The sequence below is a fragment of the Pantoea sp. RG18 genome (genome assembly GCF_025910075.1).
GTDB classification, from domain to species: Bacteria; Pseudomonadota; Gammaproteobacteria; order Enterobacterales; family Enterobacteriaceae; genus Pantoea; species Pantoea agglomerans.
Window position 1 is genome coordinate 600,822 of record NZ_JAPCIL010000002.1, and the last position, 25,714, is coordinate 626,535.

The following is a 25,714-nucleotide window of genomic DNA, read 5'->3' on the forward strand; positions in this document are numbered from 1 at the left end:
TCATGAGTCGCAAGGAAGATGACGCGCAGCCTGCGCGTCGTCGGTTACTAAAAGGGCTGGGGCTGCTGGGTGGCGCGGCAGCGCTGGGCGGCGGCTGTCCGTTCCATGCAGCCGCCGCCGACAGCTTTTCGCCGGGGACGGTTACGCCGCAGGCCCGACAGCAGATGCAGCCGTTTTATGGTCAACATCAGGCGGGTATCACGACGCCACAGCAGGCATCGATGATGCTGGTGGCGTTTGATCTGCTCAGCAGCGATAAAGCGGAGCTGGTGCGTCTGTTCCGGTTGCTGACCCAGCGTATTGCCTTCCTGACCACGGGCGGTCCGGCACCGGTAGTCACCAATCCGCGGTTGCCGCCAATGGATTCCGGTATTCTTGGGGCGACTATCGCGCCTGATAATCTGACGATTACCGTGTCGGTCGGCAATTCACTGTTTGATGAACGCTTTGGTCTGGCGCCGCACAAACCGAAAAAATTGCAGCCGATGACACGCTTTCCCAATGATTCGCTGGATGCCAGTCAGTGTCATGGCGATCTGCTGTTGCAGCTCTGTGCCAACACCCAGGATACGGTGATTCATGCCCTGCGGGATATCATCAAGCATACGCCTGACCTGCTTGGCGTACGCTGGCGGCGTGAAGGCTTTATCTCCGATCACGCCGCCCGCAGTCAGGGGCAGGAGACTCCGATCAACCTGCTGGGTTTCAAAGATGGCACCGCCAATCCGGATACCCACAACCCTGCTCTGATGAATCAGCTGCTGTGGGTGACCGACGATCAGGACGAACCGGTCTGGGCGCGCAATGGCAGCTATCAGGCTGTACGGTTAATCCGCTTTCACGTCGAAATGTGGGATCGCACGCCGCTGGGCGAGCAACAGACTATCTTTGGTCGCGAGAAATTAAGTGGCGCGCCGCTGGGGATGCAGCATGAGCGCGACGTTCCGGATTACGCCCGTGATCCGGACGGTGAGGTAATTGCGCTGGATGCGCACATCCGTCTTGCCAACCCCCGCACGCCAGAGACGGCAAGCAGCCTGATGCTGCGGCGCGGCTACAGTTACTCCGCGGGTATCTCTGCATCGGGACAGCTGGAGATGGGGTTACTATTCGTCTGCTATCAGCACGATCTGGAACGCGGCTTTCTCACGGTGCAGCGGCGCCTGAACGGCGAAGCGCTGGAAGAATATATCCGGCCTTTTGGCGGCGGTTACTTTTTTGTTTTGCCCGGTGTACCAGACGCCAGCCATTATTTAGCGCAGTCGTTGCTGGAAGCCTGATTAAAATTCAACCACTGTGGGCGTACCTGTTCTGGTCGCCCACGTTTTACGGTTTTCGTGCTTTGCTGGCTGAGGTTAAACTGAGTTTTAGCGGTTGTCTGGCATATATAAAATAAGCTAATACACTGTAATTAAAAGATTTTACATTTTGCCTTAAAAGAAATACATACACGTGATTAGCAATTCTTTTGCCAGCAGGTAAAATTACTATTGCAAAGGCCCAACAAAATGGTGCACTTTATTAAACAGGCGTAATCGGATGTGTTGATGTATCACACTGGAGTTCGCGCATGGGTCGAGTCTTTAATGGAAAGTCACTGTCAGTAAATAGATTGCGCCTGACCGCGAGGGCAATTCTGCCTCGTTATTTCTTCCTTCCTTCAACCATCTCTTTTGTTTTATCGCATCCTGTTTTATCCGGTGTTCAGCTACGCTATTGCGCTGCTGCATACCCACTATCCTGTCCTGTCATGGCTCAAAAGGAAGCCAACTGAAACCTCTAAAGCGTTCACGTTATCGCAACGGGCCACCGGCCTGACGCAGGAAATGAAACCAACTGAAAGGTGCCACTATGGGAAGACAGAAAGCAGTGATCAAAGCGCGTCGTGAAGCAAGAAGAGTGCTTCGTAGTGACTCAAGAAGTCATCGTCAGCGTGAAGAAGAGTCGGTCACTTCGCTGGTGCATATGAGTGGACTGGATGCCATTGGCATGGCGCGCGATACGCGTGACCGGTTGCCGATTGAAGCCCGTAATGAAGCTCAGGCGCACTATCTTAACGCCATAGAGAGAAAACAGCTGATCTTCGCAACCGGTGAAGCCGGGTGCGGTAAAACCTGGATCAGTGCCGCAAAAGCGGCTGAGGCCCTGATTAATAAGGATATCGACAGGATTATCGTTACGCGCCCGGTACTGCAGGCAGATGAGGATCTGGGATTCCTTCCCGGCGATATTTCTGAGAAATTCGCGCCTTATTTCCGCCCGGTTTATGACATTCTGGTTAAACGTCTTGGCGCATCCTTTATGCAATATTGTCTGCGTCCGGAAATTGCCAAGGTAGAGATTGCACCGTTCGCCTATATGCGTGGTCGCACTTTCGAAAATGCTGTGGTAATTCTGGACGAGGCGCAGAACGTCACCGCCGCGCAGATGAAAATGTTCCTGACCCGACTGGGCGAAAACGTCACGGTCATTGTTAACGGCGATATTACCCAGTGCGACTTGCCCGCTGGGGTGCCTTCCGGTCTCGCAGACGCGCTGGCGCGTTTCGAAGAGGACGAGATGGTTGGCATTGTACGCTTCGGCAAAGAAGATTGTGTGCGTTCTGCGCTGTGCCAGCGCACCCTGCACGCGTATAGCTAGCGTTTGATTGAGTAGAAGTGTAGCGCCCAAACCCGGCTCCGGCCGGGTTTTCTTATTGTGGGGCAGGACTGCGCCCGCGGTCGTTCCCCGGCGGGGGTTATCACACTCTCTCAGAGTGCAATATGCAAAAAAAAGAGCCTGAACAAAAGTTCAGGCTCTTCTTTGAATATGGCGGTGAGAGAGGGGTTCGAACCCTCGATACGTTGCCGTATACACACTTTCCAGGCGTGCTCCTTCAGCCACTCGGACACCTCACCAGATTTACTTCGCTGACCGCGATGGGTCAACGGGGCGGTACTATAGGGAGTCGACTGAAAACGGTCAAGCACTATTTTTCTCTTTTGATCTATTCGCTTAAGCTCTGAACGAATTGATTTACTGCGGCATAAAACCCGCCGTTTTACCGGCCACATCCCGCCAAACTGATGAGCCCGGTCAGGTGAGTTTTATAGCAGCAAATAACTCGGGGCGGCGTTCTCAGCCTCGTTACTGGTCAGACGCTGCCCCGACTGATGCCGGAATCAGCTCTTTACTCTGTTAGCGAAACTTTTCCGCAGCTTCTGCAATTTCGGTGGAATGACCGCCATGCAGTAGCCGTTGCGCTGGCCCGCGCCTTCCCAGTAATCCTGATGATAAGCTTCAGCGGGATACCACTCTTTCAGCGGCTCAATGGTGGTCACCACCGGCACATCATGGTCAGCCTGAGCGCGGGCAATGGCGGCGCGTGCTTCCGCTTCCTGCTCTGCATTGGCCGGGAAAATGGCGGAACGATACTGGGTGCCAATATCATTACCCTGACGGTTAAGCTGGGTCGGATCATGCGTCACAAAGCTGATATCCAGCAGATCGCCAAAGCTGACTTTCTCCGGGTCGAAGCCAATGCGGATCGCTTCCGCATGACCGGTCGCACCGCTGCAGACCTGCTCATAAGTCGGATTCGGCCGGGCACCGCCGGTATAACCGCTTTCTACCGACTCTACGCCGATCACATCCTTAAATACCGCTTCGGTACACCAGAAACAGCCGCCAGCGATAACTGCGTATTCGATTGCCATAATAATTTACTCCTGTCAGGTCGAAAGAGGTGAATGGGGGCGCAGAAGAGCGCTTTCAACTAGATCAGCATCTCCGGTTTAAAATCGCCGCTCTTATCCAGTATTTTGTCGCTCATCACGCTGAACCGGCCTTCGCCAGTGTAGTGCAGGGTAGTGGGGTATTCCGGCTGCTCGGCAACGTGCGCTTTAACAATCTCAAAAATAAACAGGTTGTAGTTAGCGACCATCGAATCGTCATAAAGCTGACACTCAAAGCTGGCAAAACATTCGGCAATCATCGGCGCGCCAACCACCTGAGCGGGTTCCGGCGTCAGGCCAAATGCCTCAAACTTATCAATGCTGTCGCCGTGGCTGTTGCCGATTGCCACAACTTCATCAATCAGCGAGGCAGAAGGAATGTTCAGCACGCACTGACCGCTGTTGCGGATAAGCTCATGGCTGTGGTTCATACCGGCAATCATGCAGCCGACAAGTGACGGAGAAAACTCCAGCACCGTGTGCCAGCCGAGCGTCATGATGTCATGTTGATCTTTGTACTGCGAACTGAGCAGCAGCACCGGTCCGGGCTCAAGGTATTTGCGGGCTTTGCTGACCGGAAAAGCATATTTGTGCATGCGTTGGCTCATGGCGTAACTCCTGAAACGGAACGTAGCCATTAAGTGTAGAGCACCGGGCGGATGCAGCAGGCGTGTCAGCGGGCAGAAATGCGAGGTTGATGGCGGCGTCTGGCAGCGCAGACATTTTTAGCGGCAGTGTCGCGAGCTTAAGGTTTCCTTAATATGCAATCGCGATACTGCCTGCTTTAACTGAGGATGATGCTATGAAAACTGCTCCTGTTGCCCTGTCTGTGACTGCTCCGCGTCCGATGAGTGAATATGCTGCACTGCTGATTGCCGCAGCTACGGTCGTTCTGTTCCTCTCCGCCTGGTTCAGCGCTTAAAACTTCACCACGGCACGACAACCGCTTCGGTCGCGGCGGTTCTCTAAGAAAAACTGAAACCGGTGTAACTGGACGATACGGCTGACGATGCTCAGCCCGAGTCCGATACCGCCGTAGCGGCTGTCCATCCGGATAAACGCTTTACTCAGCTCGCCACTTTTACTCTCATCAATTCCCGGACCCTGATCTTCCACCACCAGCATCGGCTGAGGAGTTAACACCAGCTGCACACTGATGGTGCTGTTATCCGGGCTGTAGCGATGGGCGTTCTCCACCAGGTTACGCAGCAACATCTTCAGCAGCGTGGCATCACCGCGCACAAACTGCTCCTGTGGCAGATCGAGCACCAGCGTCTGCTGATGCGCCTCCAGCATGATACTCAGCTCTGCCTCCATTGGCAGGATCACATCTTCAATCAGCCCCACGTTCTGATAGGTGCCAGAGGTAAAAGACTGCCCGGCGCGCGCCAGATTCAGCAGCTGCGACACACTGTGCGTCATCTGATCCAGGCGCTGCACCAGCGGCTGAACTTTGACATCGCTGTTACGTTCGATTAACTCCAGATGCAGCCGCAATCCCGCCAGCGGCGTGCGCAGCTCATGTGCCACGTCGGCGGTGAACAACCGTTCACGCTCCAGACTGCTGTTCAGACGCGCGACCAGCTGGTTTATCGCCTGCGTCACCGCATCGATCTCCTGAACCTGACTGTGGCAGGCGACGGGATCAAGATTCTCTTCGCTGCGACTCTCCAGTTCGCGCTGCAGTTGATAAAGCGGCCGGGTAATCCATTTCACCGCCTGATAGCAGAGCAGCAGCGTCAGGGTAATCATCACCAGACTTGGCACCGCCAGGCTGGCTACCGCTTCATGCACTTCACGCTTAACGTGACTGTCCATGTTGCGCTTCTGCAGCTGCGCTTCCACCAGAAACTGAATCTGCTCTTTGCTCTCATGCCACAGCCAGACCACGCTGATCACCTGGAAAACCAGCAGGATCAGACCGATGGTCAGGATGAGACGAAAGCGCATACTGCGATGATCGAAACGTCTTATCATGTTGCCTCACGAACGCCATCCTGCGTCACCAGCGCATAGCCAAAACCGCGCACGGTGCGGATTGCGCTTTTGCCGATTTTGTCGCGCAGATTATGGATATGCACTTCCAGGGTATTAGTAGAAGGCTCGGTCTCCCAGTTATAGATATCCTGGTAGAGAATTTCACGGTGAACCGGATTCCCGGCCTTGAGCATCAGCCGTGACAGAATCGCAAACTCTTTAGGTGTCAGATCCAGCAGTACGTCGCTGAGCGTAATCTGGCGATGGGTCATATCCAGCGCCAGCGCACCCACTCTGACATGACTGTCGCCCTGATTGACGTGGCGGCGGATCAGCGCGCGGATCCGCGCCAGCAACTCATCCAGCGAGAACGGTTTGATCAGATAGTCGTCCGCGCCTGCGTCGAGTCCGGCAATGCGTTCGCTGATGGTGTCGCGTGCGGTCAGGATCAGCACCGGCGTCATCTTCTTCTGCCGCCGCAGTCGTATCAGAAAATGCAGTCCATCTTCATCCGGCAGGCCAAGATCCAGCACCACCAGACTATAAAGGCCGCTTGCGAAATGCGCTTCAGCATCCCGCACCCGCGTAACGCCATCACAGACGTAGCCTTCACCTTCCAGCGCCAGCATCAGACCCTGCAGCAGCAGGGCATCATCTTCAACAATCAGTATCTTCATTAAGGTTGGCTCCGACACGACGTCAAAATATCATCCGCAGGCACATATTCGTGGGTCGCGGTGCCGGTTAATCCCAGCATGGTTGAAAACAGATTATCCTGTGAAAAATCGTCTGTCGCCGCCAGTTTATTCAGACAGCCGCGATTAACCGCATAACGTTTCTGATAATCATCGGAAAGCCAGATCAGCAACGGCACATGTTTCTGGGTGTCCGGCGCGATAGCATAGGGCAGGCCATGCAGGTAAGCACCATTTTCACCCAGGGATTCGCCGTGGTCAGACAGATAGACCAGGCTGGTGGTGAAGCGGTCCTGATGTGCACGCAGTACGTTAATGGCTTTATCGACGATGTGATCCACATTGACCAGCGTATTATCATAGGTGTTGATCAACTGTTGTTGCGAACAGTCCTGAATCTGGTTGGTGTCGCAGGTCGGTTCAAACTGACGAAACTGTGGCGGATAGCGATGACTGTAAGTCGGGCCATGACTGCCAATGGTGTGCAGCACAATCACCGCGTTGCCTTTTAACTGACTGATGTACTCATCCAGACCGTGGAACAGCACGTCGTCGTAACACTCACCATCAATACACATGCCGGGCAGGTTCAGGCTGGTCATGTCCTGATGCGGAACGCGATCGCAGGCCCCTTTACAGCCCCCATCGTTCTCATTCCACAACACGCTGATCCCGGCGCGCTGAATAATATCCAGCAATCCCTCCTGATGGGCGGCCAGCACATCATCATAGTGGGCGCGCGGCATGTTGGAGAACATGCAGGGCACGGAAACCGCCGTCGCCGTTCCGCACGAGGTGGTGTGCGGGAAATAGATCACATCATCTTTCGCCAGCAAGGGATTGGTCAAACGACTGTAACCGCCCAGCGAGAAATTTTGCGCACGCGAGGTTTCGCCCAGCACCAGAATCGTCAGGTTAGGTTTGCCACTGCTGCGGCTGGGCTGCAGGTGCGCATCTTCACCGATGCGTATCAGCGGCGCGTTCTGTAACTGCTCATGCTTATACCATGAGAGCGTCGCCGCGATGCTGTTAGAGGGGCTCAGCGCTTTTACCAGCTCGCGGTTGTTACGGAACAGCGAAGCGTAATCTTTATAGAAGAGCAGGGCGATCAGCACAATCAGCGCCGCTGACAGCAATACGCTGAGCAGTCGCGCCAGCACGCCGCGCCACTGCTGTTTTTTGATTCGCGGCCAGAACAGCAGCAACGTCATCAGCACGCCTGAAGTGAGCAGGGTTACAAGCAGCTGTGGCGTAATCAGCGCAAAGGATTCCGAGGCGGTGGTATCCATCATGTTGGTGATCATCGAGCGATCGACCACGATGTTATAGGTGTGAATAAAGAACTGTGCCGAGGCGGAGAGCAGAATAAACAGCGTGGCCAGCAGCCGATCCAGCCAGATAAACGAGGCCAGCGTAATCACGATATTGATCACGCTAAAGGCGACCAGCGGCATCGATAAAAAGACCAGCGTGGTGTGCAGGTCGTTCAGCGGCATCACCGCCAGCACCTGACGGTAATAGGCAACGTTAAGGAAAACCGCGATGTAAACCGCAGCCAGAATCAGCAACGTAAGGCGGCTAATCAGCGGCCTCTTCAGGGTAAACGCCATGTGAGCAGGAACCAGAGTAATAAAAGTGTCACGAGAATGCGCTTTCAATATTAGGAATACCTTAAGAGCCTTAAGCTTTGGGGGGGCCGACTCTGCCGGGTGCGATACGTGCGTGACTCCAGTCAGCAGCGGATCGTGTCCGGCCTGAACATCAGAAGCGAAGCAGAATTGAATGGTGCTTTTATGCTGACTTAACCGCAGCGGCTGGCATGAAACCTGCATCTTTCTGGCATAACCCCTGTTAATGACTACACTTACTGTGAAGATGTTCTCAGTTAGCCAGTATTGTCAGCAATGCGCTTGCAAGTTTGAGGAGAGTGACCTATCCCGTTACCGCGTTTTATCCCTCAATCACCGCTTTATCAGAATTTCCCGCTTGCTGACCTGACTGCGTCAGGACATTCTTGTTTTAACTCAATGTTTTATTAAAATTCGATTTTCAGGAGAAGCAACGTGACCCAAGCGGCAGACACCCATGCCAGGTACCCGACATTAAGCGGCGGGCAGTACGCCTTCTTTTTTGATGTCGACGGCACGCTGGCAGCGATTCAGTCCCGTCCCGAAGCGGTATTTATTCCTGAGCAGGTCATCGCGCAACTGCAGCAGCTCTCTGCACTCTCGCAGGGCGCGCTGGCGCTGGTCTCCGGCAGACCTATAGAACAACTCGATGCGCTGGCCGCTCCCTGGCACGGCCCGGCTGCGGGCGTACATGGTGCAGAGCGCCGTGATGCAGAGGGTAATCTGCAACGCATCAGCCTGCCGGTCGAGGTGGAGCAATCGCTCAGGGCGGAATTGCAGAATGCTATGGCATCCTGGCCTGGCACCCAGCTGGAGGTAAAAGGCATGGCTTTCGCTCTTCACTACCGCCAGGCGATGCAGCATGAGCAGGATGTGATGCGACTGGCTGAACAGTCAGTGAAACGTTTTCCCGGACTGGCGCTTCAGCCGGGGAAATGTGTGGTAGAGATTAAACCGGCAGGTATCGATAAAGGCGCCGCAATCAGCGACTTTATGCAGCAGCCCCCTTTTGCCGGACGTACGCCGGTCTTTATTGGCGACGATCTGACGGATGAGAAGGGCTTTCTGGCCGTGAACGCACGGCAGGGCGTCTCGATCAAAGTCGGAGAAGGTTCCACCCAGGCCCATTATCGGCTTCATGATGTCGATGCGGTTTACGGCTGGCTGGAAAGAACATTATTACTATCAGATCAAGACAACGTCGGTAAGGAGTTTAGGTTATGAGTCGTTTAGTGGTTGTATCTAACCGTGTCGCCATGCCCGATGGGTCAAAAACCAGCGCTGGCGGTTTGGCCGTCGGTATTCTCGATGCACTGAAAAGCACCGGTGGACTGTGGTTTGGCTGGAACGGTGAAATCAGCGAGTACACAGGCGAAGAGGTAGAAGAAGTCACGGTTCAGGAACATGAAGGTATTGAGTATGCCTCGTTCCCGCTGAGCCAGAACGATTACGATCTCTACTATTGCCAGTTCTCAAACACTGTCATCTGGCCCGCATTCCATTATCGCCTTGACCTGGTTCAGTTCCAGCGGGAAGCCTGGGAAGGGTATTGCGACGTTAACGATGCGGTGGCACAGCGTTTAAAACCACTGATCAAGCCGGATGATATTGTCTGGATCCACGATTATCACTTTTTACCGTTTGCAGCCGCGTTGCGTCGGGCGGGCATTAATAACCGCATCGGCTTCTTCCTGCATATTCCGTTCCCGACGCCTGAAATATTCAATGCGCTGCCGCCGCACAAAGAGTTGCTGGAAATGCTGTGCGAATATGACCTGCTGGGTTTCCAGACCGAATCGGATCGGGTGGCCTTCCTCGACAGCGTCAGCCAGCTCACTCAGCTGCAGAATAAGGGCGACAAAAAACATCGCGCCTTTGGCAACACCTTTATGACTGAGGTTTATCCCATCGGGATTGAGCCAGACAGTATTAAAGAGATGGCCGAAGGGCCGCTGCCACCGAAAATGGCCGCCATGAAGAAAGAGCTGGGCGATGCACGCAATATTATTGCCTGCGAACGTCTTGATTATTCCAAAGGTCTGCCTGAGCGTTTTCTTGCCTATGAAGCGCTGCTGGAAAACTTCCCGCAGCATCGCGGCAAAATTCGCTACTCGCAGATTGCACCGACCTCGCGCGGCGATGTGCAGGCGTATCAGGATATCCGTCATCAGCTGGAGACCGAAGCAGGGCGCATCAACGGTAAATACGGTACGCTGGGCTGGACCCCGCTCTACTACCTTAACCAGCATTTTGACCGTCGACTGCTGATGAAAATCTTCCGTCTGACCGATGTCGGTCTGGTTACGCCGCTGCGTGACGGTATGAACCTGGTGGCGAAAGAGTACGTGGCTGCGCAGGACCCTGATGATCCCGGTGTACTGGTGCTGTCGCGCTTTGCGGGTGCGGCTAACGAGCTCACCTCCGCGCTGATTGTGAATCCGTATGACCGTGATGAAGTGGCCGCCGCGCTGGATAAGGCGATTACTATGCCGCGTACCGAAAGGATTTCACGCTACAACGACATGATGGCGGTATTGCGTAAAAATGATATTACCGCCTGGCGTGAAGGCTTCCTGAAAGACCTGGAGCGCATTGAACCGCGCAGCGTTGACCACAACACGGTTAACAAGGTCGCGACCTTCCCAAAACTCGCCTGATATCTGTTCTGACTCAGGTTATGAAAGCAGCGGCGCCTCTACGGCGTCGCTGCTTTTTTTTCGGTCCAGATCACAGAAAACTCGCCTGCTATCTGTTAATGACCGTTTGTTACGATTCTACGCTGATAACGTCAGTGGCTGCCCGGAGTGGCCCGATAAATGCAGGTAAGCCCGGAAATCCCCGTCCTGTCAGCCCCTGCCGCTTTCTTTACCTTCTTTACTCAAGTTTCTCTTCAGACTGCCGATAGTGATAGTGCCAACGCATAACCCTTCGTTAATTCATTCGACTTTCTTATATAACCCCTTGTTACAGTGGGAATCAGAGTCTGTACAACCCGCCACCACTGTTAACGTCAGGTTGCCAGAAATCTGACCTGCTGCCGTATAAACCTTAACGATTTCATTACTCACCCTCTGCGATACTCCCCTTAAGTAACTAATTTAAAAGCAAATACCTGCAGGTCGCAGCAGCATAATATGCTGATAACCTTTCTTTGGGTGGTTCTAAATAGGGTGTTAAAACGATTAACACCCGATATTCATTCCGGACTGCGCAAAGCGTCGAATAGCGATGCTTTTACCCCCTATTAAACCTTTCTCAGGACCAATTGGACTTAAAATCGGTCTTTTTTGCTCAAAAAATGACCAGTCGGTAAGTAATGGTAAAGGGTTGCTGAAGAAATTTGCGTTAAAAGTGTGATCTGCGTCACACTTTATCTAAAATTTCACATCACTGTCGTTGTATGTCGAAATCAGACGATATAGATTTGCGTTGTTTTCGGAATAGTCCTAAAAAATGTAAGAAGACGTCACGGAAGATGTCCAGAACTCGAAAATAAAATGGCATGGATTTTCGACCTTCGGTGGGTCTGAAACCCACACAAAAATGGAAGGCGAAAACGGTGACATTAACGTTACATAAAGTTTTTTTTGCCATCTTTTGATTTAACAAACAGCAGCTCGAACCGCAGATTTATTCTGCGATACAGTTACGTCGCATCTCTCAGGATGGAAAAATAATGGGCACCTCTGAAGTACTGAAACATATTTACGATCTCAACTTGTCTTATTTACTGCTTGCGCAGCGTTTAATTAACCAGGATAAAGCTTCTGCAATGTTTCGCCTCGGAATTGACGAGAAAATGGCGAATGCATTATCTGAATTAACATTGCCTGAGATGGTAAAAATGGCGGAAACCAATCAACTGGTTTGCCAGTTTCGTTTTACCGATAGCAGCACCATTAATCGCCTGACGCAGGAATCACGCGTGGATGATTTACAACAAATCCACACCGGCATTTTATTATCGAGCCGTTTACTGCGTAATGCGTCTAAAGATGATGCACCTGCTAAAAAGAGAGCAATGTCATGAGTGAGAAAAGTATTGTTCAGGAAGCACGTGATATTCATCTCGCGATGGAGCTCATCACATTAGGTGCCCGCTTACAGATGCTTGAGAGCGAAACCCAGCTGAGCCGCGGTCGTCTCATCAAGCTCTATAAAGAATTACGTGGCAGTCCGCCACCGAAAGGTATGCTGCCGTTCTCTACGGACTGGTTTATGACGTGGGAGCAGAACATTCATGCTTCTATGTTCTGTAACGCCTGGAAGTTTTTGCTGAAAACCGGGTTGTGCAGCGGCGTCGATGCCGTGATTAAAGCTTACCGCCTGTATCTTGAACAGTGTCCTCAATCGGACGAGGGCCCGCTGTTGGCGCTGACTCGTGCCTGGACCCTGGTCCGATTCGTTGATAGCGGTATGCTGGAACTGGCAGATTGTAAAAGCTGCAACGGCAGCTTTATTAATCATGCGCATCAGCCGGTTGGCAGCTTTACCTGCAGCCTGTGCCAGCCACCATCACGGGCAGTAAAAAGACGTAAACTTTCTGCAGAACCTGCCGATATGTTTCCACAACTGCTGGATGAACAGGTTAAACACGCCGTTTAAGTTTGTTCGCACTGTGGAAGCCATCCAGCAGCGGTTAATACCGCTGCTTTTTTTTTGCTTGCGGTTCAGGAATAACATCTGCGGCTCTCTGGCTTAACTTCCACCAACACGTTACGGACGTAAGGATTTTTTTGTGCTGATAATTATAGGTTACCTGATTGTTTTAGGCTCCGTGTTGGGCGGATATGCGCTGGTAGGTGGCCATCTGGGCGCGCTTTATCAGCCAGCCGAATTATTAATGATCGGCGGTGCCGGTGCCGGTGCTTTTTTAGTCGGCAACAACGGTAAGTCGATTAAAAAAACGCTGAAGGCGCTGCCTAAATTATTTCGCGGCTCCAAGTACAACAAAGCGGTTTACATGGATTTGATGGCGCTGCTTTATCGCCTGATGGCGAAGTCGCGTCAGCAGGGTATGTTATCGCTGGAACGCGATATTGAAGATCCCAGCCAGAGTGAAATTTTTGCTAATTATCCCCGCATTCTTGCCGATAAACAGTTAGTGGATTTTATTACTGACTATTTACGCCTGATGGTGAGCGGCAACATGAACGCTTTTGAAATCGAAGCGTTGATGGATGAAGAGATTGAGACCTACGAACACGAGTGTGACGTACCAGCGCAAAGTATTGCTGCAGTGGGTGATGGTCTTCCGGCATTCGGTATCGTCGCCGCGGTAATGGGCGTGGTCCATGCACTGGCTTCGGCCGATCGTCCGGCCGCTGAACTCGGTGCGCTGGTCGCGCATGCGATGGTGGGCACCTTCCTGGGCATCTTGCTGGCGTACGGGTTTGTCTCTCCACTCTCGTCAGTGCTGCGTCAGAAGTGTGCGGAAACCACCAAGATGATGCAGTGCATTAAGGTGACATTGCTGTCGAGCCTGAACGGATACGCGCCGCAGATTGCGGTGGAATTTGGTCGTAAGACACTCTATTCCGCCGAGCGCCCGTCGTTCAGCGAACTGGAAGAGCACGTACGTAACGCTAAGAACCCGGCTAAACAGACTTCAGACGAGGCTTCATGAAACACGGCAATCGCCCAATTGTGCTGATCAAAAAGCGCAAACATAAAGGCCATGAAGGCAGCCACGGATCGTGGAAGATTGCCTACGCCGACTTTATGACGGCGATGATGGCCTTTTTTATGGTGATGTGGCTGCTCTCAATCGCCAACCCGCAGGAGCTGGTGCAGATAGCAGACTACTTCAAAACACCGCTGAAGGTAGCGATTACCGGCGGGGCGCGCAGCAGCGACAGCGAGAGCCCGATCCCCGGCGGCGGTGATGATCCGACTAAAAAGATTGGCGAAGTGAACAAAGTCGTCGATATGGACGCCCAGAAACGCAAGCTGGATGAGATTCGTCTTAACCGGCTGCGTGAAAAGCTCGACCAGCTGATTGAAGCGGATCCGCGTCTGAAAGCGCTGCGCCCGCATCTGATCATCAACATGGTGGAAGAGGGGCTGCGTATTCAGATTATCGACAGCCAGAATCGCCCGATGTTTAAGACCGGTCGGGCCGAGGTTGAGCCCTATATGCGCGATATTCTGCGTGCGATAGCGCCAGTCCTTAACGACATTCCGAACCGCATCAGCCTGGCCGGACATACCGATGATTTTCAGTATGCCAGCGGTGACAAAGGCTACAGCAACTGGGAACTGTCGACAGACCGTGCTAACGCCTCACGCCGTGAACTGGTGATGGGCGGCTTAGACAGCGGAAAAATTTTACGGGTGTTGGGTATGGCCGACACCATGCGCCTGAAAAATCGTGGCGGTAATGACGCCGTTAACCGCCGCATCAGCCTGCTGGTGTTGAACCACGACACCGAAGCGGCAATAGAAAAAGAGAACGCAGAAAGTGATGCCGTCCAGATCAGCGATCCGGCGGCCATTGAACAGATTACCGCACCTGCAACACCAGGCGGCGCGGTGAATACAGCAGCCCCCTCACAGCCGAGGTGATTCCCGTGAGTATGGACATCAGCGATTTTTACCAGACGTTTTTTGATGAAGCCGATGAGCTATTAGCGGATATGGAACAACACCTGTTGGGCTTAGACCCGCAGGAGCCAGATTCGGAACAGCTTAACGCCATCTTCCGTGCCGCTCACTCCATTAAGGGTGGGGCCGGAACCTTTGGTTTTACGGTATTACAGGAAACGACTCATATCCTGGAAAACATTCTGGATGGTGCTCGTCGCGGCGAGATGCAGCTCAGCACCGACATCATCAACCTGTTTTTGGAAACCAAAGATATTATGCAGGAACAGCTCGATGCTTATAAAACCGCGCAGGAGCCTAACGCGGAGAGCTTCAAATATATCTGTGAAGCGCTGCGCCAGCTGGCGCTAGAGGCCAAAGGTCTGCCGGTTGATGTTCCGGCCAGTGTTGCCACTGCCAGCGCAGAACCGGCTAGCACCAGCGGCCTGCGTGTACAGCTGATCGATCTCAAAGAGAAAGAGGTCGATCTGATGCTGGAAGAGATGAGTAATCTCGGCACCCTGACCAACGTACAGAAAGGCAGCACCACGCTGGATGTCTGCATTGATGGCGTCGGTAAAGATGACATCGTGGCGGTGCTCTGCTTCGTCATCGACGAAGCACAGATCCGCTTCCCGGCAGCAGACGAAGCCGTTGCCGCGCCAGCTGCTGTTGCAGCCGAGGCCGAACCGGTGGTGGAAGACGTTCACACCGCCACCGTCACCGAACTGCCGGTGGCCGCAGTGAAGCGTGAAAGTAAGCGCGTCGCGGCACCTGCCAAATCGAGCGAATCCACCAGCATCCGTGTTGCGGTGGAGAAAGTCGATCAGCTGATCAACCTGGTGGGCGAACTGGTGATTACCCAGTCAATGCTCGCTCAGCGTTCCGGCGAACTCGATCCGGTCGCGCACGGTGACCTGCTGAACAGCATGGGTCAGCTGGAGCGTAACGCCCGCGATCTGCAGGAATCGGTGATGTCGATTCGTATGATGCCAATGGAATATGTCTTCAGCCGCTTCCCGCGTCTGGTGCGTGACCTGGCCAGCAAACTCGGCAAAGAGGTCGAACTGACGCTGCTGGGCAGCTCAACCGAACTCGATAAGAGCCTGATTGAACGCATCATCGATCCATTAACGCACCTGGTGCGTAACAGCCTTGACCACGGTATCGAAACGCCAGAAAAACGTCTGGTGGCCGGTAAAGTGGCAACCGGTAACCTGACGCTTTCAGCGGAACATCAGGGCGGCAACATCTGCATTGAAGTGTCTGATGATGGTGCCGGTCTGAACCGTGAACGTATTCTGGCTAAAGCCCTCTCATCGGGCCTGCCGGTTCACGAGAACATGAGCGACGAAGAGGTCGGCATGCTGATCTTCGCACCGGGCTTCTCCACCGCAGAGCAGGTGACAGATGTTTCAGGACGCGGCGTCGGTATGGACGTGGTGAAACGAAATATTCAGGAGATGGGCGGTCACGTTGAAATCGCCTCGAAGCAGGGCAAAGGCACCACCATTCGTATCCTGCTGCCGCTGACCCTGGCCATCCTTGATGGGATGTCCGTTCGTGTGGCCGATGAAGTCTTTATTCTGCCGCTGAATGCGGTGATGGAGTCGCTGCAACCGCGCGCCGAAGAGCTGAAACCGCTGGCCGGTGGCGAGTGCGTGCTGGAAGTGCGTGGCGAATATCTGCCACTGGTCGAGCTGTGGAACGTCTTTGATGTGCAGGATGCCAAAACCGAGGCCACTCAGGGCATTGTGGTAATCCTGCAAAGCGCGGGCAAACGTTACGCGCTACTGGTCGATCAGCTGATTGGCCAGCATCAGGTGGTGGTGAAGAACCTGGAAAGTAACTATCGCAAAGTGCCGGGCATCTCTGCCGCCACCATTCTTGGCGATGGTAGCGTGGCGCTGATTGTTGATGTTTCAGCACTGCAATCACTTAACCGTGAAAAACGTGTGGCTGGCGCTGCCGCCTGATTGATAACGAAAGGGTAAATAACATGAATGGAATGGCAACCGTGACAAAAATCGCTGGCGAAACCGTGGGTCAGGAGTTTCTGGTCTTCACGCTGGGCGACGAAGAGTACGGCATCGATATCCTCAAAGTTCAGGAAATTCGCGGTTACGATCAGGTAACACGTATCGCAAATACCCCTGAATTTATCCGCGGCGTCACTAACCTGCGCGGCGTTATCGTGCCGATTATCGATCTGCGCGTGAAGTTTGCGCAGCCCGATGTTGAGTACAATGAAAACACCGTGGTTATCGTGCTGAATCTGGAAAATCGCGTGGTCGGTATCGTGGTTGACGGCGTCTCTGATGTGCTGTCGCTGACCCAGGATCAGATCCGTCCTTCACCTGAGTTCGCTGTGACCATGTCCACCGAGTACCTGACCGGTCTGGGTGCGCTGGGCGATCGCATGCTGATTCTGGTCGACATTGAGAAGCTGCTGAGCAGCGACGAGATGGCGCTGGTGGATAACCTGCGTAGCGCGTAATTGAATCATCACGGGCCGGTTATGGCTGGCCCGTGATAGTTTCACTGAGCGATAATTCCTTTCTATTCATAGAATAAAGCCGCATTGCACTCTAATTTCCCGCTGTCACCTGCCGATAATCCCTCAGTCACTTTAATTACCTACTTTCTTCAGGGTTACTCATGTTAACGAAAATCCGTGTTGTCACCAGCCTGTTACTGGTGTTGCTGGTGTTTGGGCTGTTACAGGCCTTCTCCGGTTCTGTTTTCTACTCCGCATTAAGCCACGACAAGCAAAGCTTCGCCGTGTCGCAGCTGGCGATGCAAAATACGCAGTCGCTCAACGACGCCTATATGAGTCTTAACCAGAGCCGGGTGCTGCTGACCCGTATTCAGCTGCGTTTCGCCACCAGTAAGCTGGAAGGCAAAACGGCCGATGTCGCCACGCTGTTTGACGACAGCAAAAACTTTCAGCAGGCGGCCGCCGGTTTTTTCAAAGTCTTTAAAGAGACACCCGATACGCCGGGACAGAATAGTGAGTTAAACAACCAGCTGGAGCAGCGCTACAGCGACTATGGCGCTGCGCTGGATCAGTTGCAGACGGCGCTACAGGCAAACGATCTGATTGCGGCCGGTAAAGCCCCGGTGGCGCCAAGCCAGAGTGCGTTTCTGACGCTTTACCGTGAATGGCGAGCCGATCAGAATCGCCTGACTACGCTTGGTGTTGAAGAGAACAGTTCTGCTTACAGCCGTATGATGTGGATCCTCTCCACCATCATGGCCGTCGTGGTCGCGGTGATCGTGCTCTGCTGGTTTGGACTGCGCAAAATCGTGATGACACCCCTCAACAGCAGCATTAATCACATTCAGCATATCGCCCAGGGCGATTTAACCCAGCCGATTGTGGTGGAAGGGCGCAATGAGATGACTCAGCTCGCGGCCAGTCTGCATGACATGCAGCAGTCACTGGTGCGCACGGTGACCAATGTGCGTGACGGCTCGGATGCGATTTTCACCGGTGCCAGCGAGATCTCTGCCGGAAACAATGATCTTTCTGCCCGCACAGAACAGCAGGCTGCGTCACTGGAGCAGACGGCGGCCAGCATGGAGCAGCTCACAGCCACGGTGAAACAGAACGCCGAAAACGCCCGCCAGGCGTCACAGCTGGCACTCAGCGCCTCAGAAACCGCAGAAAAAGGCGGCAACGTGGTGGCGGGTGTCGTGAAAACCATGAGCGAAATCGCTGGCAGCTCGAAGAAGATTGCCGATATCACCAGCGTGATTGATGGCATTGCTTTCCAGACTAATATTCTGGCGCTTAACGCCGCCGTTGAAGCGGCGCGTGCCGGCGAGCAGGGTCGCGGTTTTGCCGTGGTCGCGGGCGAAGTGCGTAATCTGGCGCAGCGCAGCGCCCAGGCGGCAAAAGAGATCAAAGGGTTGATCGATGACTCAGTGAACCGGGTCAATGTCGGTTCGCAACTGGTCGGCACCGCCGGGGAAACCATGAGCGATATCGTCAGTGCGGTTACGCGCGTCACCGACATCATGGGTGAAATCGCCTCGGCGTCGGACGAGCAGAGTCGCGGTATCGATCAGGTCGGGCAGGCGGTCACTGAGATGGATCGCGTTACCCAGCAGAACGCCTCGCTGGTGGAAGAGTCCGCTGCGGCAGCCGCCTCGCTGGAAGATCAGGCCAGCCGGTTAAGTCAGTCAGTGTCGGTCTTCAAAATTAAACGCGGCGCCTTGCAGCAGACGCTGACAAAGCATCTGCCGATTGCCGCACCCGCTACGGCGGCGCTGGCACCACGCAAAGCCCTGACGGCGCCGGTCAGTGATACTCACTGGGAAACCTTCTGATGTCACGCTGCGCATCCTGCGGGATGCGCAGCAACCCCTCGCGATTCCTCTGCGTAAAGCCAAACTCAGCAGCTCATGCTGATAAAAATAATTACAAAAGCCACTTCTCTCCTGAAAGCGCTGAATAGCGTTAATTAATCCTGTTACATCGCCGATATAGCCGCTGCACCTAAATTAACCTGCAGGGGAACAAGATGTTAAAAAAAATAAAAGTGGTGACCAGTTTAATCGCAGTCCTGGTCATCTTTGGCGCGCTCCAGTTAGTCGCTGGCAGCCTTTTCTGGTCAGCCCTCAATAAAGACAAAGAGTCCTTTGCGCTGTCGCAGGTCTCTAATCGCAATGTCACCGAGATGACTGACGCCTATATTTCACTGAACAACAGCCGTACCACGCTGAACCGCGGCATGCTGCGCTTACAGACCAGCATGGCCTCGCAGATGAACGGCGGTCAGCTTGATGAGCTGATCAACAAAGCCAATACCCAGTTAGCGGAAGCCGATCGCCACTTTAAAATCTATTACCATCTGCCAACCACGTCGGGTCTTGACGAAACCATGGGCGACACGCTTGAAGCCGATTACGCTAACTACGAAAACGGCCTGAAGGCGATGGTAAAAAGTCTGCAGGCGCGTGACCTGGAAGGGATGTTTAAACAGAACATTGAGCAGAAACAGGTCGCGATGCAGGAGAGTTACAACAAATGGCGTGCGCGTCAGACTGAGCTTTCCGATCAGGGAATGGAGCAGAACCAGAAAGCCTTTAAACAGATGATGTGGCTGCTGGCCGCGATTGGTGTTGCGGTGCTTGCGGTGATTATTACCTGCTGGTTTGGCCTGCGTCAGGTGCTGATTCAGCCGCTGCAACAGCTGCTGGCACAGATACGCGCTATTGCCTCCGGCGATTTGACCCAGCCGATTGTGGTTGAGGGGCGTAATGAGATGAGCCAGCTGGCAGCAGGCATTCATGAGATGCAGCAGTCGCTGGTGATGACGGTGGGGAATGTGCGTGACGGCTCTGATGCCATCTTTACCGGTGCCAGCGAAATCGCCGCCGGTAACAACGACCTGTCGGCCCGCACCGAAGAGCAGGCCGCTTCGCTGGAGCAGACCGCTGCCAGCATGGAGCAGCTCACTGCCACGGTGAAGCAGAATGCTGACAACGCCCGTCAGGCATCCCAGCTGGCGCTGACCGCCTCCGAAACCGCGCAGCAGGGCGGTAAAGTGGTGAATGGCGTGGTCACAACCATGAAAGAGATCGCCGGCAGCTCGAAGAAGATCGCGGACATTATCAGCGTGATCGACGGCATCGCCTTCCAGACTAATATCCTGGCGCTGAATGCGGCGGTTGAAGCGGCGCGTGCCGGTGAACAGGGTCGCGGTTTTGCGGTAGTGGCCGGTGAAGTGCGCAGTCTGGCCCAGCGCAGCGCCCAGGCCGCGAAAGAGATTAAAGGCCTGATTGAAGACTCAGTGTCACGCGTCAACAGCGGTTCACTGCAGGTTGAAAGCGCCGGCAGCACCATGAATGAGATTGTGGGTGCCGTGACCCGCGTTACCGACATCATGGGTGAGATCGCCTCGGCTTCCGATGAGCAGAGCCGCGGTATCGAGCAGGTCGGTCTGGCCGTTACCGAAATGGATCGCGTGACCCAGCAGAACGCCTCGCTGGTTGAGGAGTCTGCCGCCGCTGCGGCCGCACTGGAGCAGCAGGCCAGCGTCCTGACCCAGGCCGTCTCCGTTTTCAAAATTTCCCGCGCCTGATTTTTTCCTCTTTCAACATGGCGGCGGCGTAAAGCCGTCGCCATGCATAAAGTTCCCCCCGTCTCCGCCGATAAATACACACGAATCGCCAACCAATGAGGTGTTTATGTTTAGTCGAGTACGAGTCGTCTCCGGCCTGCTGTGTGTGCTGGCGCTGTTTGCGCTGCTGCAGCTGTTTTCCGGCGGAATGTTTTTCAAAACTGTCAGTTCAGATAAAGAGAATTTTGCCTACAACCAACGCCTGAATACTCTGCAACAGGCGATGGGCACCTCATGGGTTTCGCTGGTTCAGGCGCGCAATACCCTTAACCGCGCCGGTATCCGTTTTCTGCAGGATGCACAGATGTCGGGCTCGGGTGCCAGCGTGAAAGAGCTGGTCGCCCTGGCGGGCGAGGAGCTGAAGCAGGCTGAAGTCAGCTATCAGATATTCAACGATAACCTGTCAGAAGAAGGCAAAACGGCCGAAAACGTCCGGGCGTTACAGGCGAACTACAAGGCCTATCACGATGCGCTGGCGGAACTGATGGTCTTCTTCACCGCCGGCAACTTCAAAGGTTTTGTGGATCAGCCGACCCAGAGCTACCAGGACAAGTTCCAGAAAGATTACAGCGAGTGGCTTGAGCACAATAAAGCGCTGTCTCAGCAGGGTGTGGAAGCTAACCAGCACGCGTATACCCGCTCCATCACTATCGTTATCGCCACGCTGGCAGTGACCTTGCTGATGATTATCCTGGTGTGGAACGTGATGCGCTCGGTGCTGATCCGTCCGCTGCGTCAGAGCATTGAGCATATCCAGCACATCGCACGGGGCGATCTGACCCAGCCGGTTGAGATTAGCGTGCGTAACGAAATCGGGGAGTTACTCACTTCGCTGCAGCACATGCAGCAGGAGCTGGTCCGTACCGTGCGTACCGTTCGAGACGGCTCTGATGCCATCTATACCGGTGCGAGCGAAATCTCCATCGGCAATAACGATCTCTCTTCGCGTACCGAACAGCAGGCCGCTTCGCTGGAGCAGACCGCTGCCAGCATGGAGCAGCTCACCGCGACCGTGAAGCAGAATGCCGAAAACGCCCGTCAGGCGTCCAAGCTGGCGCTGACCGCCTCTGAAACCGCGCAGCAGGGCGGCAAAGTGGTGGATGGCGTGGTCACCACCATGAAAGAAATTGCGGGCAGTTCCAAAAAGATTGCCGATATCACCAGTGTGATTGATGGCATCGCCTTCCAGACCAACATCCTGGCGCTGAATGCGGCCGTTGAAGCGGCGCGTGCCGGTGAGCAGGGTCGCGGTTTTGCGGTCGTTGCCGGTGAAGTGCGCAGCCTGGCGCAGCGCAGCGCCCAGGCCGCCAAAGAGATTAAAGGTCTGATTGAAGATTCGGTTAGCCGCGTTAATACCGGCTCGGTGCTGGTAGAGAGCGCCGGTGACACCATGAGCAACATCGTCAGCGCGGTCACCCGCGTCACCGACATCATGGGTGAGATCGCCTCAGCGTCAGACGAGCAGAGCCGTGGCATTGACCAGGTGGGGCTTGCCGTGACCGAGATGGATCGCGTCACCCAGCAGAACGCCTCACTGGTCGAAGAGTCAGCGGCAGCGGCTGCAGCGCTCGAAGATCAGGCAAGTCACTTAAAACAAGCGGTATCAGTGTTCAATATTGGTAAAGAATTTGTCGCTCAGGCCGTTAACAAGACAACGGCGATGAAAACTCTCCAGTCAGATGCACCGTTAGCCGTTGGTCGTTCGCCTGCTACCCGCAGCGACGACAACTGGGAAACCTTTTAAACGCCCGTGGCCCGGCCGCTATTGAGCCGCCGGGCATCGCAGCAGACAAATAATGTATTGAGTTCGGGCCAGGTGCAGAGATGAAAAAATCGACAATTTTAGATCAAAATGAGACGACAACGCTGCTGTCGCAAATGGTGCAGCGTTTACCGCTCTCCGACACGCATTTTCGTCGTATCAGCCAGCTGATCTATCAGCGTGCCGGTATCGTACTGGCCGATCACAAGCGTGAGATGGTTTACAACCGTCTGGTTCGTCGCCTGCGTACGCTGAATATCGATGATTTCGGTCGCTACCTGGCGCTGCTGGAGTCCGATCCGAACAGTGCCGAGTGGCAGGCGTTTATCAATGCCCTGACCACTAACCTGACCGCGTTCTTCCGCGAAGCGCATCACTTCCCGATTCTGGCGGAGCATGCACGTAAGCGACAGGGCAACTTCAGCGTCTGGAGTACCGCAGCGTCAACCGGCGAAGAGCCTTACTCCATCGCCATGACGCTGGCGGAAGCACTGGGCACCGGACCGGGCAAGTTCCAGGTTCATGCCAGCGATATCGACACCCAGGTGCTGGAAAAAGCGGTGGCGGGTGTTTATCGCCAGGAGGAGCTGCGCACGCTGTCACCCGCACAAATGCAGCGCTACTTCCTGCGCGGCACCGGTCCTCATGCCGGTATGGTGCGGGCGCGTCCCGAGCTGACCAATATGGTCACTTACGCGCAGCTTAACCTGCTGGCCAATGACTGGGCGCTGCCGGGTCAGTTCGACGCTATTTTCTGTCGCAACGTGATGATCTATTTCGATAAAGAGACGCAGGAGAAGATTCTGCGTCGGTTTGTCCCGCTCCTGAAGCCGGGCGGCATTCTGTTCGCCGGGCACTCAGAAAACTTCAGTCAGATCAGTAAAGAGTTCTGGCTGCGCGGGCAAACCGTCTATGGACTGACGAAGGAAAGATGATGAGCAAAATCACCGTGATGTGCGTAGATGACTCTGCGCTGATGCGGCAGTTGATGACTGAAATCATCAACAGCCATCCGGATATGGAGATGGTCGCTACGGCGCCCGATCCGCTGGTCGCCCGCGATTTGATTAAGCAGTTCAATCCGCAGGTGCTGACGCTGGATGTGGAAATGCCGCGCATGGATGGCCTCGATTTCCTGGAAAAACTGATGCGGTTACGGCCAATGCCGGTGGTGATGGTTTCATCGCTGACCGGGAAAGGCTCTGAAATTACCCTGCGCGCGCTGGAGCTGGGAGCGGTGGATTTCGTCACCAAGCCACAGCTCGGTATTCGCGAAGGAATGCTGTCTTACAGCCAGATGATTGGCGACAAAATTCGTGCAGCCTCCCGTGCCCGACTGCACAACCGTGCAGCGATGCCGGTGCCGGCGACGCTGAAAGCGGGTCCGCTGCTGAGTAGTGAGAAGCTGATTGCGATTGGCTCCTCAACCGGGGGTACCGAGGCGATTCGCCATGTGCTGCAGCCGTTACCGGCGACCAGCCCGGCACTGCTGATTACCCAGCATATGCCGCCAGGCTTTACCCGCTCTTTTGCCGAGCGTCTGAACAAGTTGTGTCAGATCACGGTGAAAGAAGCTGAAGATGGTGAGCGTATTCTGCCAGGCCATGCCTACATCGCGCCAGGCGCAATGCACATGGAGCTGGCCCGAAGTGGCGCCAACTATGTGGTGAAACTGAATGAAGGACCACCGGTTAACCGGCACAAACCCTCTGTGGATGTGCTGTTTAAATCGGTGGCAACTTACGCCGGACGAAATGCGGTGGGGGTCATCCTCACCGGCATGGGCAACGACGGTGCCGCCGGGATGCTGGAAATGCATCGGGCAGGCGCCTGGACTATCGCCCAGAACGAAGCCAGCTGTGTGGTATTTGGCATGCCGCGTGAGGCCATTGCCACAGGCGGCGTGAGCGAAGTCGTGGATTTAAGCAACATCAGCCAGCACATGCTGGCGAAAATTAGCGCCGGACAGGCATTGCGTATTTAACAGGCCCGTCCCGCCGGGCGAGACAACTCAGGAGTAGATATGGCTGATAAAAACATGCGCTTTTTGGTAGTAGACGACTTCAATACGATGCGTCGTATTGTGCGTAACCTGCTGAAAGAGCTGGGCTTCAATAACGTAGAAGAAGCGGAAGATGGTGTGGACGCCCTCGGCAAACTGAAAGCGGGTGGTTTCGACTTCGTGATTTCCGACTGGAACATGCCAAACATGGATGGCCTGCAGCTGCTGCAGACCATTCGTGCCGACGCGGCAATGAGTTCGCTGCCGGTGTTGATGGTGACCGCGGAAGCGAAGAAAGAGAACATTATCGCCGCCGCCCAGGCCGGTGCCAGCGGATATGTCGTGAAGCCATTCACTGCGGCAACCCTGGAAGAAAAGCTGGGTAAAATTTTCGAAAAACTGGGCATGTAAGGGGATGTGATGAGCGACTTTCCGAAACCAACTGAGGATGCCGCGGCACACGACATCATTTCACGTATTGGCTCTCTGACGCGCATGCTGCGCGACAGCCTGCGCGAGCTGGGGCTGGATAAAGCCATAGCCGATGCGGCTGAAGCCATTCCTGATGCCCGCGACCGTCTGGATTATGTTGTGCAGATGACGGCGCAGGCCGCTGACCGTGCGTTGAACTGTGTTGAAGCAGCACAACCCCATCAGGATAAGATGGAAGCCGGGGCAACCCAGCTGAAAGGGCGTTGGGATGAGTGGTTTGAGAACCCGATTGAACTGGGTGATGCGCGGGAGTTGGTGACGGATACGCGCGCATTCCTCACCGCCGTGCCAGAGCATACCGCCTTTACCAACAAGCAGCTGCTTGAAATCATGATGGCGCAGGATTTCCAGGACCTGACCGGTCAGGTGATCAAGCGCATGATGGATGTGATCCAGGAAATTGAGCGCCAGCTGTTAATGGTGCTGCTGGAGAATATGCCAGAAGTCAGCGCTGAGAAGCGTCAGGAAGGCACCAGCCTGCTGAACGGGCCGCAGATTCACGCCGATGCACCGGGCGTGGTGGCGAACCAGGATCAGGTTGATGACCTGCTGGACAGCTTAGGGTTCTAGGTTTCGTCCGCCTGCGGGCGGGCAAAACAGCTGCAGGTTATAATAAACAGGGTCACCTTCGGGTGGCCTCGTTCCGCATTGTCAGACCCATCCCCGAAAGAACGCCTGTTTTCTTCATCTTATCTCCGCTTTAACTTAAGCCAGATTTGGCATCCTATGCTCAGA

The 25,714-nt window shown here is 54.5% G+C and carries 22 protein-coding genes and 1 tRNA gene; 17 read left to right on the forward strand and 6 right to left on the reverse strand.

Annotated elements, in window-relative coordinates; genetic code table 11:
- The first annotated feature begins 2 nt into the window (after window positions 1-2).
- Together efeB and phoH are read left to right on the forward strand one after the other, a co-directional pair.
- On the forward strand, window positions 3-1,280 hold the full coding sequence (gene efeB / locus OK409_RS03150) for an iron uptake transporter deferrochelatase/peroxidase subunit (protein WP_033778976.1): 1,278 nt from the start codon (window positions 3-5) through the stop codon (window positions 1,278-1,280).
- Window positions 1,281-1,851: 571 nt separating this feature from the next.
- Window positions 1,852-2,640 (forward strand): phosphate starvation-inducible protein PhoH, encoded by a 789-nt coding sequence (gene phoH, locus OK409_RS03155; RefSeq protein ID WP_010258505.1) that lies wholly within the window; start codon window positions 1,852-1,854, stop codon window positions 2,638-2,640.
- A 169-nt stretch (window positions 2,641-2,809) separates the two neighbouring features.
- Here the strand turns inward: phoH and OK409_RS03160 are convergent.
- The 6 genes from OK409_RS03160 to eptA form a co-directional block, all read right to left on the reverse strand.
- Window positions 2,810-2,897: transfer RNA gene (locus OK409_RS03160), tRNA-Ser, on the reverse strand.
- A gap of 264 nt (window positions 2,898-3,161) precedes the next feature.
- Entirely contained in the window at window positions 3,162-3,695 is a 534-nt protein-coding gene (msrA, locus tag OK409_RS03165; RefSeq protein WP_031594591.1) for a peptide-methionine (S)-S-oxide reductase MsrA, read from the reverse strand.
- A gap of 59 nt (window positions 3,696-3,754) precedes the next feature.
- Window positions 3,755-4,321, reverse strand: coding sequence for a flavin reductase family protein (locus OK409_RS03170; protein WP_022625495.1), 567 nt, complete (start codon window positions 4,319-4,321; stop codon window positions 3,755-3,757).
- A gap of 310 nt (window positions 4,322-4,631) precedes the next feature.
- The gene (gene pmrB, locus OK409_RS03175; RefSeq protein ID WP_045139876.1) at window positions 4,632-5,690 is read right to left on the reverse strand and encodes a two-component system sensor histidine kinase PmrB; all 1,059 of its coding nucleotides are present in this window, start codon (window positions 5,688-5,690) and stop codon (window positions 4,632-4,634) included.
- Entirely contained in the window at window positions 5,687-6,367 is a 681-nt protein-coding gene (gene pmrA / locus OK409_RS03180) for a two-component system response regulator PmrA (RefSeq protein WP_010670822.1), read from the reverse strand. Before pmrA ends, pmrB begins: the two co-directional genes overlap by 4 nt.
- The gene (eptA, locus tag OK409_RS03185) at window positions 6,367-7,995 is read right to left on the reverse strand and encodes a phosphoethanolamine transferase EptA (protein ID WP_264366890.1); all 1,629 of its coding nucleotides are present in this window, start codon (window positions 7,993-7,995) and stop codon (window positions 6,367-6,369) included. Before eptA ends, pmrA begins: the two co-directional genes overlap by 1 nt.
- Before the next feature lie 453 nt (window positions 7,996-8,448).
- Here eptA and otsB point away from each other — a divergent pair, with 453 nt between their 5' ends.
- The 15 genes from otsB to cheZ all read left to right on the forward strand — a co-directional run bounded on the left by otsB (window position 8,449) and on the right by cheZ (window position 25,549).
- A complete protein-coding gene (otsB, locus tag OK409_RS03190; RefSeq protein WP_064691411.1) occupies window positions 8,449-9,237 on the forward strand; it encodes a trehalose-phosphatase in 789 nt (262 codons plus the stop codon).
- Window positions 9,234-10,670, forward strand: coding sequence for an alpha,alpha-trehalose-phosphate synthase (gene otsA / locus OK409_RS03195; protein ID WP_010258527.1), 1,437 nt, complete (start codon window positions 9,234-9,236; stop codon window positions 10,668-10,670). The genes otsB and otsA overlap by 4 nt, the downstream gene beginning before the upstream one ends.
- A gap of 1,019 nt (window positions 10,671-11,689) precedes the next feature.
- On the forward strand, window positions 11,690-12,043 hold the full coding sequence (gene flhD, locus OK409_RS03200; RefSeq protein ID WP_010258528.1) for a flagellar transcriptional regulator FlhD: 354 nt from the start codon (window positions 11,690-11,692) through the stop codon (window positions 12,041-12,043).
- Window positions 12,040-12,618: a flagellar transcriptional regulator FlhC gene (gene flhC / locus OK409_RS03205; protein WP_010258532.1), complete on the forward strand. Its 579-nt coding sequence runs from the start codon at window positions 12,040-12,042 to the stop codon at window positions 12,616-12,618. Before flhD ends, flhC begins: the two co-directional genes overlap by 4 nt.
- A gap of 133 nt (window positions 12,619-12,751) precedes the next feature.
- Entirely contained in the window at window positions 12,752-13,639 is an 888-nt protein-coding gene (gene motA, locus OK409_RS03210) for a flagellar motor stator protein MotA (RefSeq protein ID WP_003849139.1), read from the forward strand.
- The gene (gene motB / locus OK409_RS03215; protein ID WP_010258536.1) at window positions 13,636-14,577 is read left to right on the forward strand and encodes a flagellar motor protein MotB; all 942 of its coding nucleotides are present in this window, start codon (window positions 13,636-13,638) and stop codon (window positions 14,575-14,577) included. Before motA ends, motB begins: the two co-directional genes overlap by 4 nt.
- A gap of 11 nt (window positions 14,578-14,588) precedes the next feature.
- Window positions 14,589-16,571 (forward strand): chemotaxis protein CheA, encoded by a 1,983-nt coding sequence (cheA, locus tag OK409_RS03220; RefSeq protein WP_022625500.1) that lies wholly within the window; start codon window positions 14,589-14,591, stop codon window positions 16,569-16,571.
- Window positions 16,572-16,594: 23 nt separating this feature from the next.
- On the forward strand, window positions 16,595-17,092 hold the full coding sequence (cheW, locus tag OK409_RS03225) for a chemotaxis protein CheW (RefSeq protein ID WP_010258541.1): 498 nt from the start codon (window positions 16,595-16,597) through the stop codon (window positions 17,090-17,092).
- 161 nt (window positions 17,093-17,253) lie between these two features.
- Window positions 17,254-18,927 (forward strand): methyl-accepting chemotaxis protein, encoded by a 1,674-nt coding sequence (locus OK409_RS03230; protein WP_010670819.1) that lies wholly within the window; start codon window positions 17,254-17,256, stop codon window positions 18,925-18,927.
- 194 nt (window positions 18,928-19,121) lie between these two features.
- Window positions 19,122-20,684: a methyl-accepting chemotaxis protein gene (locus tag OK409_RS03235; protein ID WP_010258545.1), complete on the forward strand. Its 1,563-nt coding sequence runs from the start codon at window positions 19,122-19,124 to the stop codon at window positions 20,682-20,684.
- Window positions 20,685-20,790: 106 nt separating this feature from the next.
- Entirely contained in the window at window positions 20,791-22,467 is a 1,677-nt protein-coding gene (locus tag OK409_RS03240) for a methyl-accepting chemotaxis protein (RefSeq protein ID WP_010258548.1), read from the forward strand.
- Between the two features lie 80 nt (window positions 22,468-22,547).
- Entirely contained in the window at window positions 22,548-23,420 is an 873-nt protein-coding gene (gene cheR / locus OK409_RS03245; protein WP_010258551.1) for a protein-glutamate O-methyltransferase CheR, read from the forward strand.
- Window positions 23,420-24,469, forward strand: a complete 1,050-nt coding sequence (locus tag OK409_RS03250; protein ID WP_010258555.1) for a protein-glutamate methylesterase/protein-glutamine glutaminase — start codon at window positions 23,420-23,422, stop codon at window positions 24,467-24,469. The genes cheR and OK409_RS03250 overlap by 1 nt, the downstream gene beginning before the upstream one ends.
- Before the next feature lie 39 nt (window positions 24,470-24,508).
- On the forward strand, window positions 24,509-24,898 hold the full coding sequence (cheY, locus tag OK409_RS03255; protein WP_010258559.1) for a chemotaxis response regulator CheY: 390 nt from the start codon (window positions 24,509-24,511) through the stop codon (window positions 24,896-24,898).
- Between the two features lie 9 nt (window positions 24,899-24,907).
- On the forward strand, window positions 24,908-25,549 hold the full coding sequence (gene cheZ / locus OK409_RS03260) for a protein phosphatase CheZ (RefSeq protein ID WP_003849160.1): 642 nt from the start codon (window positions 24,908-24,910) through the stop codon (window positions 25,547-25,549).
- Window positions 25,550-25,714: the final 165 nt, after the last annotated feature.

What these genes read in the sequence shown, in the direction of transcription:
- efeB (WP_033778976.1), top strand. Translation starts at nt 3, where the DNA reads ATGAGTCGCAAGGAAGATGACGCGCAGCCTGCGCGTCGTCGGTTACTA.
- phoH (WP_010258505.1), top strand. Translation starts at nt 1,852, where the DNA reads ATGGGAAGACAGAAAGCAGTGATCAAAGCGCGTCGTGAAGCAAGAAGA.
- msrA (WP_031594591.1), bottom strand. Translation starts at nt 3,695, where the DNA reads ATGGCAATCGAATACGCAGTTATCGCTGGCGGCTGTTTCTGGTGTACC.
- OK409_RS03170 (WP_022625495.1), bottom strand. Translation starts at nt 4,321, where the DNA reads ATGAGCCAACGCATGCACAAATATGCTTTTCCGGTCAGCAAAGCCCGC.
- pmrB (WP_045139876.1), bottom strand. Translation starts at nt 5,690, where the DNA reads ATGATAAGACGTTTCGATCATCGCAGTATGCGCTTTCGTCTCATCCTG.
- pmrA (WP_010670822.1), bottom strand. Translation starts at nt 6,367, where the DNA reads ATGAAGATACTGATTGTTGAAGATGATGCCCTGCTGCTGCAGGGTCTG.
- eptA (WP_264366890.1), bottom strand. Translation starts at nt 7,995, where the DNA reads ATGGCGTTTACCCTGAAGAGGCCGCTGATTAGCCGCCTTACGTTGCTG.
- otsA (WP_010258527.1), top strand. Translation starts at nt 9,234, where the DNA reads ATGAGTCGTTTAGTGGTTGTATCTAACCGTGTCGCCATGCCCGATGGG.
- flhD (WP_010258528.1), top strand. Translation starts at nt 11,690, where the DNA reads ATGGGCACCTCTGAAGTACTGAAACATATTTACGATCTCAACTTGTCT.
- flhC (WP_010258532.1), top strand. Translation starts at nt 12,040, where the DNA reads ATGAGTGAGAAAAGTATTGTTCAGGAAGCACGTGATATTCATCTCGCG.
- motB (WP_010258536.1), top strand. Translation starts at nt 13,636, where the DNA reads ATGAAACACGGCAATCGCCCAATTGTGCTGATCAAAAAGCGCAAACAT.
- cheA (WP_022625500.1), top strand. Translation starts at nt 14,589, where the DNA reads ATGGACATCAGCGATTTTTACCAGACGTTTTTTGATGAAGCCGATGAG.
- cheW (WP_010258541.1), top strand. Translation starts at nt 16,595, where the DNA reads ATGAATGGAATGGCAACCGTGACAAAAATCGCTGGCGAAACCGTGGGT.
- OK409_RS03230 (WP_010670819.1), top strand. Translation starts at nt 17,254, where the DNA reads ATGTTAACGAAAATCCGTGTTGTCACCAGCCTGTTACTGGTGTTGCTG.
- OK409_RS03235 (WP_010258545.1), top strand. Translation starts at nt 19,122, where the DNA reads ATGTTAAAAAAAATAAAAGTGGTGACCAGTTTAATCGCAGTCCTGGTC.
- OK409_RS03240 (WP_010258548.1), top strand. Translation starts at nt 20,791, where the DNA reads ATGTTTAGTCGAGTACGAGTCGTCTCCGGCCTGCTGTGTGTGCTGGCG.
- cheR (WP_010258551.1), top strand. Translation starts at nt 22,548, where the DNA reads ATGAAAAAATCGACAATTTTAGATCAAAATGAGACGACAACGCTGCTG.
- OK409_RS03250 (WP_010258555.1), top strand. Translation starts at nt 23,420, where the DNA reads ATGAGCAAAATCACCGTGATGTGCGTAGATGACTCTGCGCTGATGCGG.
- cheY (WP_010258559.1), top strand. Translation starts at nt 24,509, where the DNA reads ATGGCTGATAAAAACATGCGCTTTTTGGTAGTAGACGACTTCAATACG.
- cheZ (WP_003849160.1), top strand. Translation starts at nt 24,908, where the DNA reads ATGAGCGACTTTCCGAAACCAACTGAGGATGCCGCGGCACACGACATC.